Origin of the sequence: Acinetobacter lwoffii, assembly GCF_052078135.1 — a bacterium.
GTDB lineage: Bacteria > Pseudomonadota > Gammaproteobacteria > Pseudomonadales > Moraxellaceae > Acinetobacter > Acinetobacter lwoffii_Z.
This window is the reverse complement of the sequence record NZ_JBQGUZ010000009.1, coordinates 49,639-62,411: the sequence shown is the minus strand read 5'-3', so window position 1 is coordinate 62,411 and position 12,773 is coordinate 49,639. Positions and strand designations below refer to the sequence as shown.

The window sequence follows — 12,773 nt, the reverse complement described above, 5'->3', positions numbered from 1 at the left end:
GTTAAATCAAATTATTTATGTGGTCTTTGTCGTTGATGTAGTAGCGACTGTCATACTTGATCGCACTCACCCCTGTTTCAAAGGTGGCGCTCGGGGATTTCTCTTGAATTAAGTATGCCTCGCTTTCCTGATCGCTTGCTTTAGTGATGCTATACGTGGCATTCACCACCTTGTCTATAACCAGAGGCATGAGCGGTATTCGCGCCAACTGCACCTGATTTTCGTCAAGTTGATTAACAATATTGATTACATCAACCGAACCATCTTTGAGCTGCAAGTGAATAACATAGCTGTCGCCTTCATCGAGATCGATAGAATTATCCAGCGTTAGAACTGTATTGTTTTGAGATTCAACCTCACCACTACCGAGCATCTTGAACACATCATCAACGATAGCAATGCGGTCATTACGTGTTACCAGATCCGCTTCACCGTATGCGGTAAATTCAATAGTCTTGCGATTGAACTGCATCTTATTCCAGGCTCGATGAGCTAAAAGATGCGCCTGAATAGCATTAGTCACACCATTGCTTTCAATGGTTTTGTAATTGGCTAATCCGTCGTGTGGCAGCTTAATCACCGCTTCAGAATAATCATCAGTTGCATCACGCCACTTAAATTCAATACCATCATAGTCATCCTGCAAGCCAAATGAATTACTTACAGTCAGACTTTCAGGCTTAATATTCCGATGGTTGAATAAAATGAGAGAGTTTGGTGTTTCTTTCTCAAAAGTGAAAAAGTGCCTTCCATTCTCCCGGCGTGCGGTGCAGAAAACCACTTCAGCAACAGCAAAGGCCATCTCTTGATAACTGCTATTCTTGTTATCAAAAGTGTAATTAAACTCACATGCTTTTGACGTACCGAAATAAGCTTCTATTTCATCTGACACCTCATACAGCGACTGAACATCAATTTCCGATATATCAAAACGACCAATGAATGGATCGAGGGCCATATTGATAATAATGTCTGCGAAGTTACTGGTTGGTATGCGCTCCGCCGATTGCACACCCTTGCGGTATGAGTACAGCTTTCGTGTCAACGGCATATTTAGCTCAGAAGCATTGGTTCCAGATCCAATCGCCAGGCGTTTCAATCGAACAATAGTGTCATACTCATAAGTAAGTTTCTTGGATTCGTAAAAGCTGTAAGCGCTTTCAAAAATTACATCATCCACCAGATTTGCGTTACTACCATTGTCATTGATACGCTTAACTCTGAAGCGAAATTGACCATTAAAAGGCAGTTGCTCGCGAATAGTAGCGCCTACCTGATCACGGTTATTGGATTTGCCTTGCATAACCATACCAGTTGAATAAATCTGTCCGGTCGGCACACCATTGATGACCTGCTGGTATTGCACTTCAATTGCAACCTGCTTGCCCCGATCTCCTTGATAGATACCATTGGCTGCCAGAAAATTCAGGATCATGCCTTCAGTTTCTTTGTTACCTGCGTAATACCAGCCAATAAAGTTTTCACTTGTGCCTCTAAAGGTGATGCTCTGCCCAAGCATTTCTGATATTTGCTGAGGCGTGAGCGCTGCAATTAGCAACCAATCCGGATTGACGGCTGATGGTGTAACCAGAATTATTTCATTAGATGAAACTGTTGAAATGGTATAAGTACCACTCAAATCAATATTTTCGTCATGATCGGTCAATACTGCAGATAAGATGCCTGTTCCATCGGCTGACATGCGGCTAAAGTTAATATTGGTTTCCGCATAGTTTGAAGCCAGAGTGACCTCATAAAACCATGCGCCAGTTGATCCAGATTTCACAATATTTGAAACTGCATACTCACCAGCCAAACTAAGCTGCCCTTCAACCAAATCATCAACTGTAAGTGCGGATATGCGAATTTTTTTGTATTTCTGTGGATCAATAATATTGGTGGCTGATGCAATAGTTAGTACCCCATTACCACTAACCTCGGCTGTTCCGGAAATGCCAAGATTGGGCGCAGATCCATAAATCGCATTCTCAATAATGATTTGCTCGCCATTTACAAATTTCGTTGTGAAATCCGCATAAATATCCTGAGATTGGTATAAAAAAGCGTTGGTAATGTGATTCCAGCTATATTTCTGATTTTTACCTTGCGAGCCTGTACCAACTAAAATCGAATTACCATTGAAAGAAACTCCTTTATAAGTCAGCATCGCACTGTTTGGAGAAATCAGCTTCTGTTTACCATCAATCGAGCTGACTTGCTTGGCCACAATTTGAGGAGTAATAAAAGCTTCCCCAATCTGAATTTGCGCTGCACCAGTGGTCAGTGTATTTGGCTCATAAATACTTAAACTCGCCCCTTCAATCGTATTGATCGGGGTTTCACCTTCCTTGATTTGGTCAGGATCTATTTCGAAATATCCGGTGCCAATCGAAAGCAGTGCTTCTTCAACCTGCACATTGTCTGCGTAGTAGCGGTACAAGGGTGCAATCAGATCAGGAATGGATTTTACATTCCCATAAATATCGGGAGTGCGCTCACTGGTGCGGTGCTTATTCTGGCGCGAAGCCAGACTGTTATTGCCAGACCCTGATGCTTGATCAGGAATCTCAGGCATGTTCATGTAGGTGTAAATTGCCAGTGCTGCTGACAGCACGGTTACTACAACCAGGAAAATTTCAAAAGGCGTACCAGCATGACAAAGCACAAAATAATCACCATCTGCATGAAGAAGCTGCAAAGCCTCTTCTTTGGTTTTTGGTGTCACATCGTTTTGGGCACAGATGCTGTCTTTATACAGTCTAGCCTCTGGATATTCTTCACGAATATTTAGCCAGTCTTTAAGCAGGCACTCATACTCTTTTTCATTAAATTCAGTCGGGTCAAGCTCATTGGGATAAATACGAAGCTTCATAAAATCTAAACCTTGAATAATTTCGCTCTAGTGACCGAAGTTCCTGAAAATGCACACCGATTTCAGACAGGTGTAAAACACGACCGCAATAAAAAAGCCCCACATGGGAGCTATTTAGAAGATTAGTCATTAGGACAATGCAGCCGTCTTTGGGTCGCTCTAGTCTTTTGTTTTTGATCGTGGTATCACGTGAAGTCTGGATGCTTTTAGCCAGATCACCAGTCAACCCCATAAAGCTTGCTGAATAATCTTTTTCAAAGAGATACTGTGCTGCTTCAATCAAAAAGTGAACACAATGGTATTTTTTAGGGTCATATTGCCGGTCCAGCAAAGCATCAATACTTTTCATATCAATCCTCTCAGGTCTGGATAGTCTTTGAAGTTATAGGTTCGGCCCGTCTTGACACTATTTTTCCCAGATGTTGCTGCTTCAAATGTCGTAGCTTGATGGTCTTGATTCATTTGTGCCACATGCAGACCACGGATCAATTCAATCGGTGTGGCCTTGGTAAGCACCATGGATGCAGCATCAAAAGCAAATGAACGATAAATTACCTGTGGCTTTTCGTCACTCGATGCGTCTTCAATCAGCTTGATCAACGGTGGCACCACTTCACCTAAATCCCCAACTGTGATTTTCAGAGATTGGTCTAGGTCATCAGAGGTATTGCCGCGCTGAATCATCACTGGGATAAATTCAAACGTGGCCGGCTGACCATTCTCCAGAGTGACAGACACACCATCCGGGTGGTTGTTCACAAGTCGAATCGGATTGGGCCAAAGTGAATGACTGATCTCAAGTGTTTCCAGTAAAACCACACTAGCCGCACTATCCAGATGAAAGTCTTTAATATCATTTACGGTAACCATCACACCCCCAAGGCATCTGGAAAGCTTTCATTCACCAGCTTTTCAAGTAAATTCAGCATCTCAAGTGGGCTGCCGGACTCCCACAAATCCACAATCTGCTGATCGAAGGCCAGATCACCATTGTTCAATGGCTTGCATCGCACCTGGAATGACACGGAATAAATCACACCGCTACGCTCACCGACTGACAGAGAATCAGCGACGAACTGACAGGTGTGATCCTGTGCTTCGGCCGAGTCTGTAATCAGTCGCCATAAAAATGGCTTTGGATCGAGTGTATGCAATCGCCAAAATGCCCAGAAATACTGAGCATGGGTTTTGGTTTTAAGCAGCACAGACACATTGGCCACATGCACGTTATTTACAAACATTCTTCGCTGACGGGCGAACCCGCCAAGAAGTTGCTGCTCCAACATGTTATTGCCAGGTGAAAAGGAATACCCGGCTTGTAACGGGCATAATGCAAAACTGTTCATAAATTTTACCCATTAAAAAACCACCCGAAGGTGGCATTTTTAGTTGAATAGTTTAGGGGTAAAGAGATTGGCTCCAACATTGTCAGGTATATACAATCCAGAAAATGCCTCTTCAATTAGTGCCTTGAAATCAACTTCAGCCTCAAGAGCATCTTGCCCTAAATTTTCTTTCAGGTTTGTTTCTGCATTTTTAAGATATTCATTGTATTCATCTTTATCCAGCAAGCCTTTTGAAATAAGAAAATACATCCCTATTGCTGTGGCATGTGCTTGAAAGCGAAGCAATACATGCAATTCTGCTGTTTCTTTACTCATTTTTCCTTATCTCTTGGTTGTTGCTGTGGTGTTTCGCACGACTGCTTTATGTATTTTCGAGTTTGAATTGTTCATTTGACCAGGCAGATATTTATCTACCTCATCCCGAATAATAACTCGAATGCGGCCCTCTTCGTCAACTTTGGTTTGCACCTGTCCAGACGTGTAATTCTCAACTACAATATTAACGCCTGAGCCACTACCACCATTAGCGATAAAGTCCTTCAAATCGCTATTCGTCCGACTATCAACAACACGCTCCCCCTTATCCAGCAACCATGTGCCTTCTTTGGGGATATTATCGATACCGTCGTGGGCCATGCCCGCAATGGTTTGGCCTGCGATTAGACCGACGTTGGCGTAACCCATTGCTAGCATTGCTTTAGAAGCTGCAATTTTGGCACCAAAGAAAGGGATTGTTGCATCAGCGGCCACCTGTGTGGCTGCTAAGTGCGTACTTACAAGAGCAGATCCTATTGCAAACATCTGCTGCATTAAGAACATGGCCTTAAACGCACCAGATTGCTCACCCTCACTATCCTTGACCGCTTGAGTCATCTGCGACCAAGTGTTTTGAGCTTGACCTAAAAGATTGCCCCACAAGCTCAACTGACTTTCGTATTGTGCTTGAGCTAGGTCTTGCTCTTGCTTGCTGTACGACTCAGATAGTGCAGCCTTATTTTGCAGATAAACTTCATAAGCCTGTTCGAGCTGCTGATACTTTTCAGTATCGGTAGTGTACTCATCATTCTGAATACCTTCCCGCGCAGAATAAAGGTTATCAGCAAGTTGTGAATAACCATCTTGCTGCTCACTACCCAACTGCCATCTCTGATATTCCTCTGGATTCATGGATGCTCTAGCGCTGGCTTCCACCCCCATCTGAACCATGGCACCCAAAGGCCCATTCATCATGGCGAAAGCGTTTTGACGAGCTAGAATAATTTTCTGATTAGCCTCATTCTCGGCCTTAACCCGCTCATCCTGTGCTTTAATCCAGTTAGCCACATCATCTTCATAGGCCTTCTGTTGAAGTCCTAAAAGACGGTCGCGCTCTGTTGGATCAGTAGCAAAAGCTTTTTCGATCTCCTTGATTCTTTCTTGGTTATCGTATTCAAGTTTTTGCCATTCGTTGTAGTAGCTGACCTGAATGGCCTTCTTGGTTTCAGCCAGTTCTTTCTCAAGCTTTTCTTGCTCAGCTACGTGCTGCTCTAGCTCCTTCAACCAGTCATCAAAAGAATAATCCTCTGTGAATGAAACACCGCTGGAGCCACCTAAATAACCCTTGATGTTTTTCACATACTGGCGGTTTACCGGGCCAATATTCGTGCCACGCTGAACATTGCCTTCACCAGCATGGTAGGCGCTCACAGCCTTATCGAGATCCCCCTTGAATAAATCAAGAAGGTAGGCCATGTACTTGCCAGCACCCTCGGCTGATTGCGCAAGGTTGTAGCGATCTTTTACACCGTACTGTTTTGCTGTGCCTTCAAGAAACTGGAATCCACCAGCGGCACCAGAACTCTTGTTATAGGCGTTCGCATTGCCTCGCGACTCCTGCATATGAATAGCAGATAACAATCCAGAAGGAAGCTTGTTTTTAGCTTCAATTGCAGCAAAGTTATACTTGGCCGCATTTGCTGCAACTTTGGCATTCACCTTCATTGCATTGCCAGTAGCTTCAAGTAGTTTTTTGCTCTTTTCCTCCGCCTTGTTGCGCTCATCGACAGCATTTTTGGAGCGCATGATGGCTTGATATTCCTCGCGAAGTTTAGTCTTCAGTTCGTTTTTTAAGACCTTTTGACCTTTCGCATTGGTAACAATCGCACCTTCAACATTAAGGTACTTTTTAGCCAGCTCGATCATAGTGTCGTTATAGCCACGACTTGCTAGAGCAGAAGTAATTGCTGAGTCTTTAATGGTTTGGTTTGATTCCTTGAGGAGTTTTTTAATAGCCTCACTCAATTGAGCCACGCCAATCGCCTGCTCTTTCGCCTTTTGGGTTGTGCCAGTCATCGAACTGGAAAGCGCATCTTGAGCAACTTTTGCTTCATTCAGTTTTTCTTTATTGCTGGTATATGCGCCAATCAGTGTACGCACCTTAGATAACTGGTCATCAGTGAGGATATTTACCTCTTTGATCGACTTGTAGTAGTCATCGGTAGAGATTCGCCCTTGTGACAATTCGCTATTCAGCTTTCTAAAGGTGGCAATTTTATCGTCAGCAATGGGTAGGCTTTCCATGAATGAAAGTAAGTCAGATGACGCTACTCGATATTTCAGACTTAATTCTTCGACCTGATCTGCTAACGCTTTAGTTTCATTATCTCGCTGAAGCGTATTTAATTCTCGGTATTTTTCGATTAGCTCACCAACCGATTTTCCCTGAGTATCAATTGATGCGGTGGCCTTATCAGCATTGTCTTTCATTAATAGGTAGCCAGCTGCTACAGTTGCTAAAGTTACACCAATGCCTACAGGCCCGCCTAAAACACCTAGCACACCAGTATTGGCTACGGCTGCTGCTTTTGCTGCTGCCGCTTGCTGGTAGGCTGCTCGAGCATTCGCCATCATCGCTACCGTTTGAGCATTTGTCACACCCATAGAGCGAACCATGGCAGCGGTTGCAGCCAGATTGGATTTAGCCATATCATAATCAGCCAAAGCCTTACTTCTTGTTGCCAAAGCATTTGAAACTTTTCCAGCTGTGTCTGCAATGGTCGCCTGTGTTCCTTTGATTAGAACGGGAATATAAGTTCCAGCCCAATATGCACCAGCAACCATTGCGACATCGACCAAAGCATCCATGTTCTGGGAAAGTAGGGTAATACCCTGTACAAATGTTTTGGATGCGCCGGTAGCTGAATCAAACTCCCCGACCATTTTCGTAACTTCGGTGGTGATCAGGTTAAAAGAGGCGGTCATAGTGGTATCGGTTTTGGAATACAACTCATCAACACTATCACCCGCTTTTAATAATGCCTCGGTGATAACTTGGCCTGAGAGTTTCCCGTCTAGCATCATCTGACGCAATTCGCCACGAGTCACATTAAGGCCTTTTGCCATGGCATTTAGTAAGCCACCAGCACCATCAACCAGGCTATTATATTCCTCAGCCCGAAGAATATTCCCATCAAGAGCCTGCCCAAACTGAAACAAAGCCCCCGCTGCTGCTTCAGTTGTAGAGCCACTAACAGCCACCGCTTTTGATGTAACCTCGGTAAGCCGCGCTGTCTCCGCTTGAGTCAGGTTTAGTGTTTTGGCATTGGACATATATTTAGAATAAACACTATTGACCGCATCCCAACTTGACGCAGTAGCTTGTGCAATCTTATAGGTGTCATTCATTGCGGTATTTAATTCAGCCTGTCCACTGGTCACAAGCTTGAGCTGATTGACGATGCCCGTGTAACTATCTGCATAGTTTTTAACTTGATTAATAGAGAATGCAGCGCCTGCTGTAGCAGCTAATTTCCCAAGCATGCCATTCATGATGTTTACGCTATTACTGGCCCGCTGCATTTCACGTTCTGCTGAGGATGAAGCTTGGCGCATCCCTTGTGTAAAGTTGCCAATTTTTGCAACCAGATCAAGAGTTAGTGTTCCGAGTTTTGTAGCCATAACCTTTCCTCTAGGCGTAAAAAAACCGCCTAGTGGCGGTTAGTGGATTTTATTAATTTAGCCCTCAATGATGCTTATTTCACCCTTGCCTTCTGGTGTAAACACGCATCTAGCCTTGGCTGGCAATTCTGCCCCAAAACTGTTTTTTGCATCAAAACCAAGCATAACAACCACATTACCTGTTGTGGCAGCAGTAAAACCGCTGCTATCTAGTAGCTTGAAATTTACTGAGGTTGGGTATTTAGCATTAGCTTTCACCATGTCGCGACACCTGTCGAATGCCTCGGTTTGACTAATTGCTTTTTGAGTTTGTGATTTAATTTCTTTCGTGCCAACTAAATCTGTCTGCGATACATAAAATCGCTCACCATTCACGCAGTCCACAAAGAAAACTGCTTCTTTTTTTGGAGTGCTTCTATTATCAGATAGCGCCACCATATCAATAGAATCACACGTATTTGGTTCATTTGCTATTTTGTGAACTGCTTGTTTTTCAAGCTCCGAAATCCTCTTAACCCAATCCTCACCCCATTCAGCATAGAGTCTAGGGAACTGATCAATAGAGTAATTGTTATATGCATACTGGCTAATTTTTTTAGGGCCTGATTGCTCGCTGGTATTGGATTTTTTAGGGCTTTCTACTTCCCCACCACACCCCAAAAGACCAATAGCCAAAGCTAATAAAATGATTTTTTTCATACAAGGACCTTAAACTTCTTTTATGTATTTAGCAGAATTTGCAACTCTAGATGGTATATCCAATCTTACCCCGAAGCTATGATCTTTGCTTCCACCACCAACAATCACAGCCCTAACATAGACTTCTGAGTTATCAGGCATATTTAAGCGCCCCAAAAGTTTTACCCAACTCTCGGCATTATTGCGAGGGAAATAACCAACTGTTAATCCGCTGATGGCTACCCTGCATGCGTTTTTATCGTGGCTGTTATTAATATCCCTGATAATTTTTGCCTCTACTTCGGTAAAGCAACCCTTGCCCTCTCTTTTTACAGCAAACCGCTCAATATTGGATTGGTAGTGTGATTCACCAACAATTTCGAATGGATAGCTATCAAAATCATGCGCACAATCATAATCAAGTCGGAAAATTCTCTTAGGGGCAATCTTATTCGCATCCTTTTTTCTAGTGCTCCCCATTGGGAATGGTGGTGGTAAACTTCTACCGCTCACTTCCTCTTTACCTCTATTTTGTTGGGTCTTGAGAAATTCTTGAGTCTTGTTTTCCACCGGAATGCTGGCTTTCCTTGCCAAGAAAATTGCACCGATGACCACTACAATAATTATTAATATAAGCCACATACTCAATCCTGAATATTTATTATTCAGACCAAGATACTAATTATCAGGTGAAAAAGAAACCAATCTAAATTGATTTCTTATTTCCCAAAATTCTCCACCAGATAATCCTCAAGATTCTTTTCTACTGGTTTTTCTTCATGGGTCATTAGGTCATGCAACTTCACATTCTTAACGCCTTTCAGCATTAAAATAGACTGATGAATCCTTGCTAGCTCTTGCTCGAATCTTCTTCCGAGGTTGAGGCTTCCGTATTTTCGGATGTAGGCGGTGTACTTTTTAATTTCTCTATATGGGAGGTTGGCGACTTCACTGTACGTTTTGCCGAGCGCGATGCTGATTTCGATAAGGATTTCGTCGTCTTGGTTGAGTTCAGTTGCTTTCCCAATACGTTAATATCCACAATTTTTGACCATAGTGCATCTACTAAGGCTTGGTTAAAATGGGTGCGGATTTCATCTTCAGTGAATGCGAGTTGTCCTTTCTCATCACAAATAACGCTTGCCAAAACACCAGCTAAGGCCTCTTTGTTTTCACCATAGGCTTTCATTTGGGCTACTGCTGTGCTGTAGCTAAATGGCAGAATGTGCGTATCAAACTCAGCATCTTCACCACTTACTTTAATTTGAACTGTCACATGCTCCGGCTTACCCATTAGTGCGCCAGACTTAATGTCTTTTAAAGTTAATTTTTTCATGATTCACCAGAAAGAATAAAGCCCCAATACAGGGGCTTTGGATTAAACAGTTGCTGGAGTTAGAGTCACACCAGTTGAACGCTGTAAAGTGAACTGGTAGCCCACAATGGAATCCGCTTCAAATGTTGGCACTGCTGGAGTTAATGCGCCTTTAAATGACCAGAATGAACGGCCAGTTGGTAGAGCTACAGCATTTATAGCTACTGTTGGCGGAGCAACTGAATCACTCGCACCAATATAAAATTCAAGTTCGGTGCGATTTTCTGCCCATTGAATAAGCTTTAGGTGTGAGTCGTTTTCTGGATCAAGTCGAATTGAAAGTGAGCCATCACCCGGATCAGATAGCCCCGGCATATAGGATTTGGATTTCGTTTCTTCAAGACAGGTTGTTTCAATTTTTGAAGTACTGTCACTTCCCAAGTCGATACCGGTTACACAGACAAGTTGCGTAATGTCGGTACCATCAAAAGCAAAGACGTTTGTCCCTTGCGTGCGTAATTCTGCCATTTGCGAGTACTCCTCAATTTTAGGCATAAAAAAAGCACCCGGTTGGGTGCTATGTGGAAAATTCTTTTTATCGATCTACAAACCAGTTTGAATCGAAACCGGTTCGATACATCTTGCTGTCTGGATCACGCTCATTACCCCGCAGACCAGTTAAAGTGCAAGAGTTATCAGCCTCAAAAGCCCTACGAACCGCTTCACGGATATTTCGCAGGTCATCCGCATTCGTTGTATAGATATCAACTTGGATCGTCACATGATCGATGTTTGCCGGGCAATCTAAATGATTTTGCGGAATACCAGAGATATCCTGCCAGACCAGGTACGGCGGCTTTGGTTTATCTGGTGCAAGACCAAATTCAAATGCACGTAAAATCCCGCCAGATTCCAGATAAAATTTAACTTCATCACTCGCATTAAGTAATGGGAAAATAGGTGCTGTCATATAGCCTCACGTAATGCTTTGGTGATTTCAGCATCAAATACCTGGACAAACTTGGTTGTGACCTTATCAAAATTATTAGCTAAAGCAGGTCTTAAAAATGGAGTGGCTGGAATCTTGCTGGTACCAAACTCAATAAATCTAAAGTGCCGAGTATCTCCACCACTTAAGCCAGCCGTGCTGACAGAGTATTGATTCTGACCTGCTCCACCTTTCACCCCCACTCGAATCTTAATCTCATTAGGATTACGGCTCTTACCACCTTGGGTCACAATATTCTTATGAATCTTTTCCCGTGTTTCAGGATCATCAATTGCCTTTGCATTGCTACGTGCAGCATCGCGAACAAGATTCATCGCTTGGCGCCCGGCTTTTCGTGCAATTTGCTTGGCTTTTTTAGGATTTGAAAGTTGCTTGAGTTTCTTATTCAGCTCATCCAAGCCTTCAATATTTAACTCGACTGCTGCCATTCTGATTCACCTTCTGCAAGATTGAGCGTCAACCACTCAAGGCCACTTTCATTGTCTGGTACTGGATCACCGTCAATCTTCCAGTACTTACCCCGGAAATATAGACGCATGGTTGAATCAATCTGACTTGCCTTTGAGCTGTAACGAATGCGACAACGTGCAGTCATGCTCGAATCAATGGTCTGAGCTTGCAGCTGGTCGCGTGTAGATAAGGCCTCATGCTTTCCCCAAATTGTACAAAACTCTGTCCAGGCTTGAGTAATACGACCTGTGGTTTTGTCTTGGGTTTCGGTAAAGGCTTCAATACGGATGCGATGTCTTAAAGGACCTGCTCTCATCTATACCCCCAGATCTAAACGGTATGGATCGAGCAACCACAAAGCGCCTTTCGGCAACTCATTTACCGCAGTGCTGGTTTCATCTTCCCGATTTTCATAAAGGCTACCTAAGATCAGTAAAACAGCAGCTTCAATAGATGGATTGATAACAATGCCCTGCATAGCCATTTTGGTATTGCGCTGAGCTTCTTTCTTAAGGTTTTCAGCCGCAGATAACAGCATATTTCTTGAGACTGGATCTGTAACCAGATTAGCTGCATCGCAACTCTCTTTGTATTTCACAAGCTCATAATTTAGCTGGTCCAAAGTGAGAGAAATCGCATCTGTCCATGCAGCTGAAGTGGCATAAAAAAAGCGATTCAAATATTGAGCCGCTTTATCTTCCGCTGAATTCAACTTAGCCAGGACATCACCGCCAGTATCTTCATCTACTCGCAAATGAACCATAGCTTTTTCAATGTTAATAACTGGCATGATATGACCTTACTTTGTTTTAGTTTCTTTAGCTTTTTCTTCTGCAGCAGCTTTGGCTTTCGCCTCTTCTTCTGCCTTTAACTTTTCCTCTTCAGCTTTCGCCTCAGCCTCGGCTTTTGCCTTGGCTTCTGCGTCCGCTTTGGCCTTAGCCTCTTTATCGGCTGCGGCTTTGGCTTTCTTTTCCACATCAGCTTTAGCTTTATCAGCTGCCACCTGTTCAGGATCAATCGCTAATTTTTTCTTGATGAGTTCACCGGCCGTAATGTCTGGAATCTCAGCCTCATCACCTTTGACGTAAACCTTGTTTCCAAGCATTGCAGTGTCTAAGAATTTAATTTTCATTTTCTAAACTCCAAGGTGAAAGGGCCAGCTGGCCC

The 12,773-nt window shown here is 43.3% G+C and carries 15 protein-coding genes; all 15 read right to left on the bottom strand.

Going from position 1 to position 12,773, the window contains the following annotated elements:
- Nucleotide 1 precedes the first annotated feature (1 nt).
- Complete coding sequence (locus tag ACTL4S_RS07895) at nucleotides 2–2,872, bottom strand: host specificity factor TipJ family phage tail protein (protein WP_441299105.1); 2,871 nt, start codon at nucleotides 2,870–2,872, stop codon at nucleotides 2–4.
- Nucleotides 2,847–3,221 (bottom strand): hypothetical protein, encoded by a 375-nt coding sequence (locus ACTL4S_RS07890; protein WP_441299104.1) that lies wholly within the window; start codon nucleotides 3,219–3,221, stop codon nucleotides 2,847–2,849. Before ACTL4S_RS07890 ends, ACTL4S_RS07895 begins: the two co-directional genes overlap by 26 nt.
- Nucleotides 3,218–3,742, bottom strand: a complete 525-nt coding sequence (locus tag ACTL4S_RS07885) for a DUF1833 family protein (protein WP_441299103.1) — start codon at nucleotides 3,740–3,742, stop codon at nucleotides 3,218–3,220. The genes ACTL4S_RS07890 and ACTL4S_RS07885 overlap by 4 nt, the downstream gene beginning before the upstream one ends.
- On the bottom strand, nucleotides 3,742–4,218 hold the full coding sequence (locus ACTL4S_RS07880) for a hypothetical protein (protein ID WP_441299102.1): 477 nt from the start codon (nucleotides 4,216–4,218) through the stop codon (nucleotides 3,742–3,744). Before ACTL4S_RS07880 ends, ACTL4S_RS07885 begins: the two co-directional genes overlap by 1 nt.
- Nucleotides 4,219–4,257: 39 nt before the next feature.
- The gene (locus ACTL4S_RS07875) at nucleotides 4,258–4,533 is read right to left on the bottom strand and encodes a hypothetical protein (RefSeq protein ID WP_441299101.1); all 276 of its coding nucleotides are present in this window, start codon (nucleotides 4,531–4,533) and stop codon (nucleotides 4,258–4,260) included.
- Between the two features lie 6 nt (nucleotides 4,534–4,539).
- Entirely contained in the window at nucleotides 4,540–8,154 is a 3,615-nt protein-coding gene (locus ACTL4S_RS07870) for a tape measure protein (RefSeq protein WP_441299100.1), read from the bottom strand.
- Nucleotides 8,155–8,211: 57 nt separating this feature from the next.
- Nucleotides 8,212–8,853: a hypothetical protein gene (locus tag ACTL4S_RS07865; RefSeq protein ID WP_180086719.1), complete on the bottom strand. Its 642-nt coding sequence runs from the start codon at nucleotides 8,851–8,853 to the stop codon at nucleotides 8,212–8,214.
- Between the two features lie 9 nt (nucleotides 8,854–8,862).
- Entirely contained in the window at nucleotides 8,863–9,474 is a 612-nt protein-coding gene (locus ACTL4S_RS07860) for a hypothetical protein (RefSeq protein ID WP_441299099.1), read from the bottom strand.
- 208 nt (nucleotides 9,475–9,682) lie between these two features.
- A complete protein-coding gene (locus ACTL4S_RS07855) occupies nucleotides 9,683–10,168 on the bottom strand; it encodes a phage tail assembly chaperone family protein, TAC (protein WP_441299098.1) in 486 nt (161 codons plus the stop codon).
- Nucleotides 10,169–10,210: 42 nt separating this feature from the next.
- Nucleotides 10,211–10,675 (bottom strand): phage tail tube protein, encoded by a 465-nt coding sequence (locus tag ACTL4S_RS07850; protein WP_441299097.1) that lies wholly within the window; start codon nucleotides 10,673–10,675, stop codon nucleotides 10,211–10,213.
- Nucleotides 10,676–10,742: 67 nt separating this feature from the next.
- Nucleotides 10,743–11,117 carry a DUF3168 domain-containing protein gene (locus tag ACTL4S_RS07845; protein WP_441299096.1) on the bottom strand — a complete coding sequence of 125 codons (375 nt, stop codon included), beginning with the start codon at nucleotides 11,115–11,117 and terminating at the stop codon, nucleotides 10,743–10,745.
- Nucleotides 11,114–11,584, bottom strand: a complete 471-nt coding sequence (locus ACTL4S_RS07840) for an HK97-gp10 family putative phage morphogenesis protein (protein ID WP_441299095.1) — start codon at nucleotides 11,582–11,584, stop codon at nucleotides 11,114–11,116. Before ACTL4S_RS07840 ends, ACTL4S_RS07845 begins: the two co-directional genes overlap by 4 nt.
- Nucleotides 11,566–11,922, bottom strand: coding sequence for a phage head closure protein (locus ACTL4S_RS07835; protein WP_441299094.1), 357 nt, complete (start codon nucleotides 11,920–11,922; stop codon nucleotides 11,566–11,568). Before ACTL4S_RS07835 ends, ACTL4S_RS07840 begins: the two co-directional genes overlap by 19 nt.
- The gene (locus ACTL4S_RS07830) at nucleotides 11,923–12,396 is read right to left on the bottom strand and encodes a head-tail connector protein (RefSeq protein ID WP_441299093.1); all 474 of its coding nucleotides are present in this window, start codon (nucleotides 12,394–12,396) and stop codon (nucleotides 11,923–11,925) included.
- A 9-nt stretch (nucleotides 12,397–12,405) separates the two neighbouring features.
- Complete coding sequence (locus tag ACTL4S_RS07825; protein WP_441299092.1) at nucleotides 12,406–12,738, bottom strand: hypothetical protein; 333 nt, start codon at nucleotides 12,736–12,738, stop codon at nucleotides 12,406–12,408.
- Nucleotides 12,739–12,773: the final 35 nt, after the last annotated feature.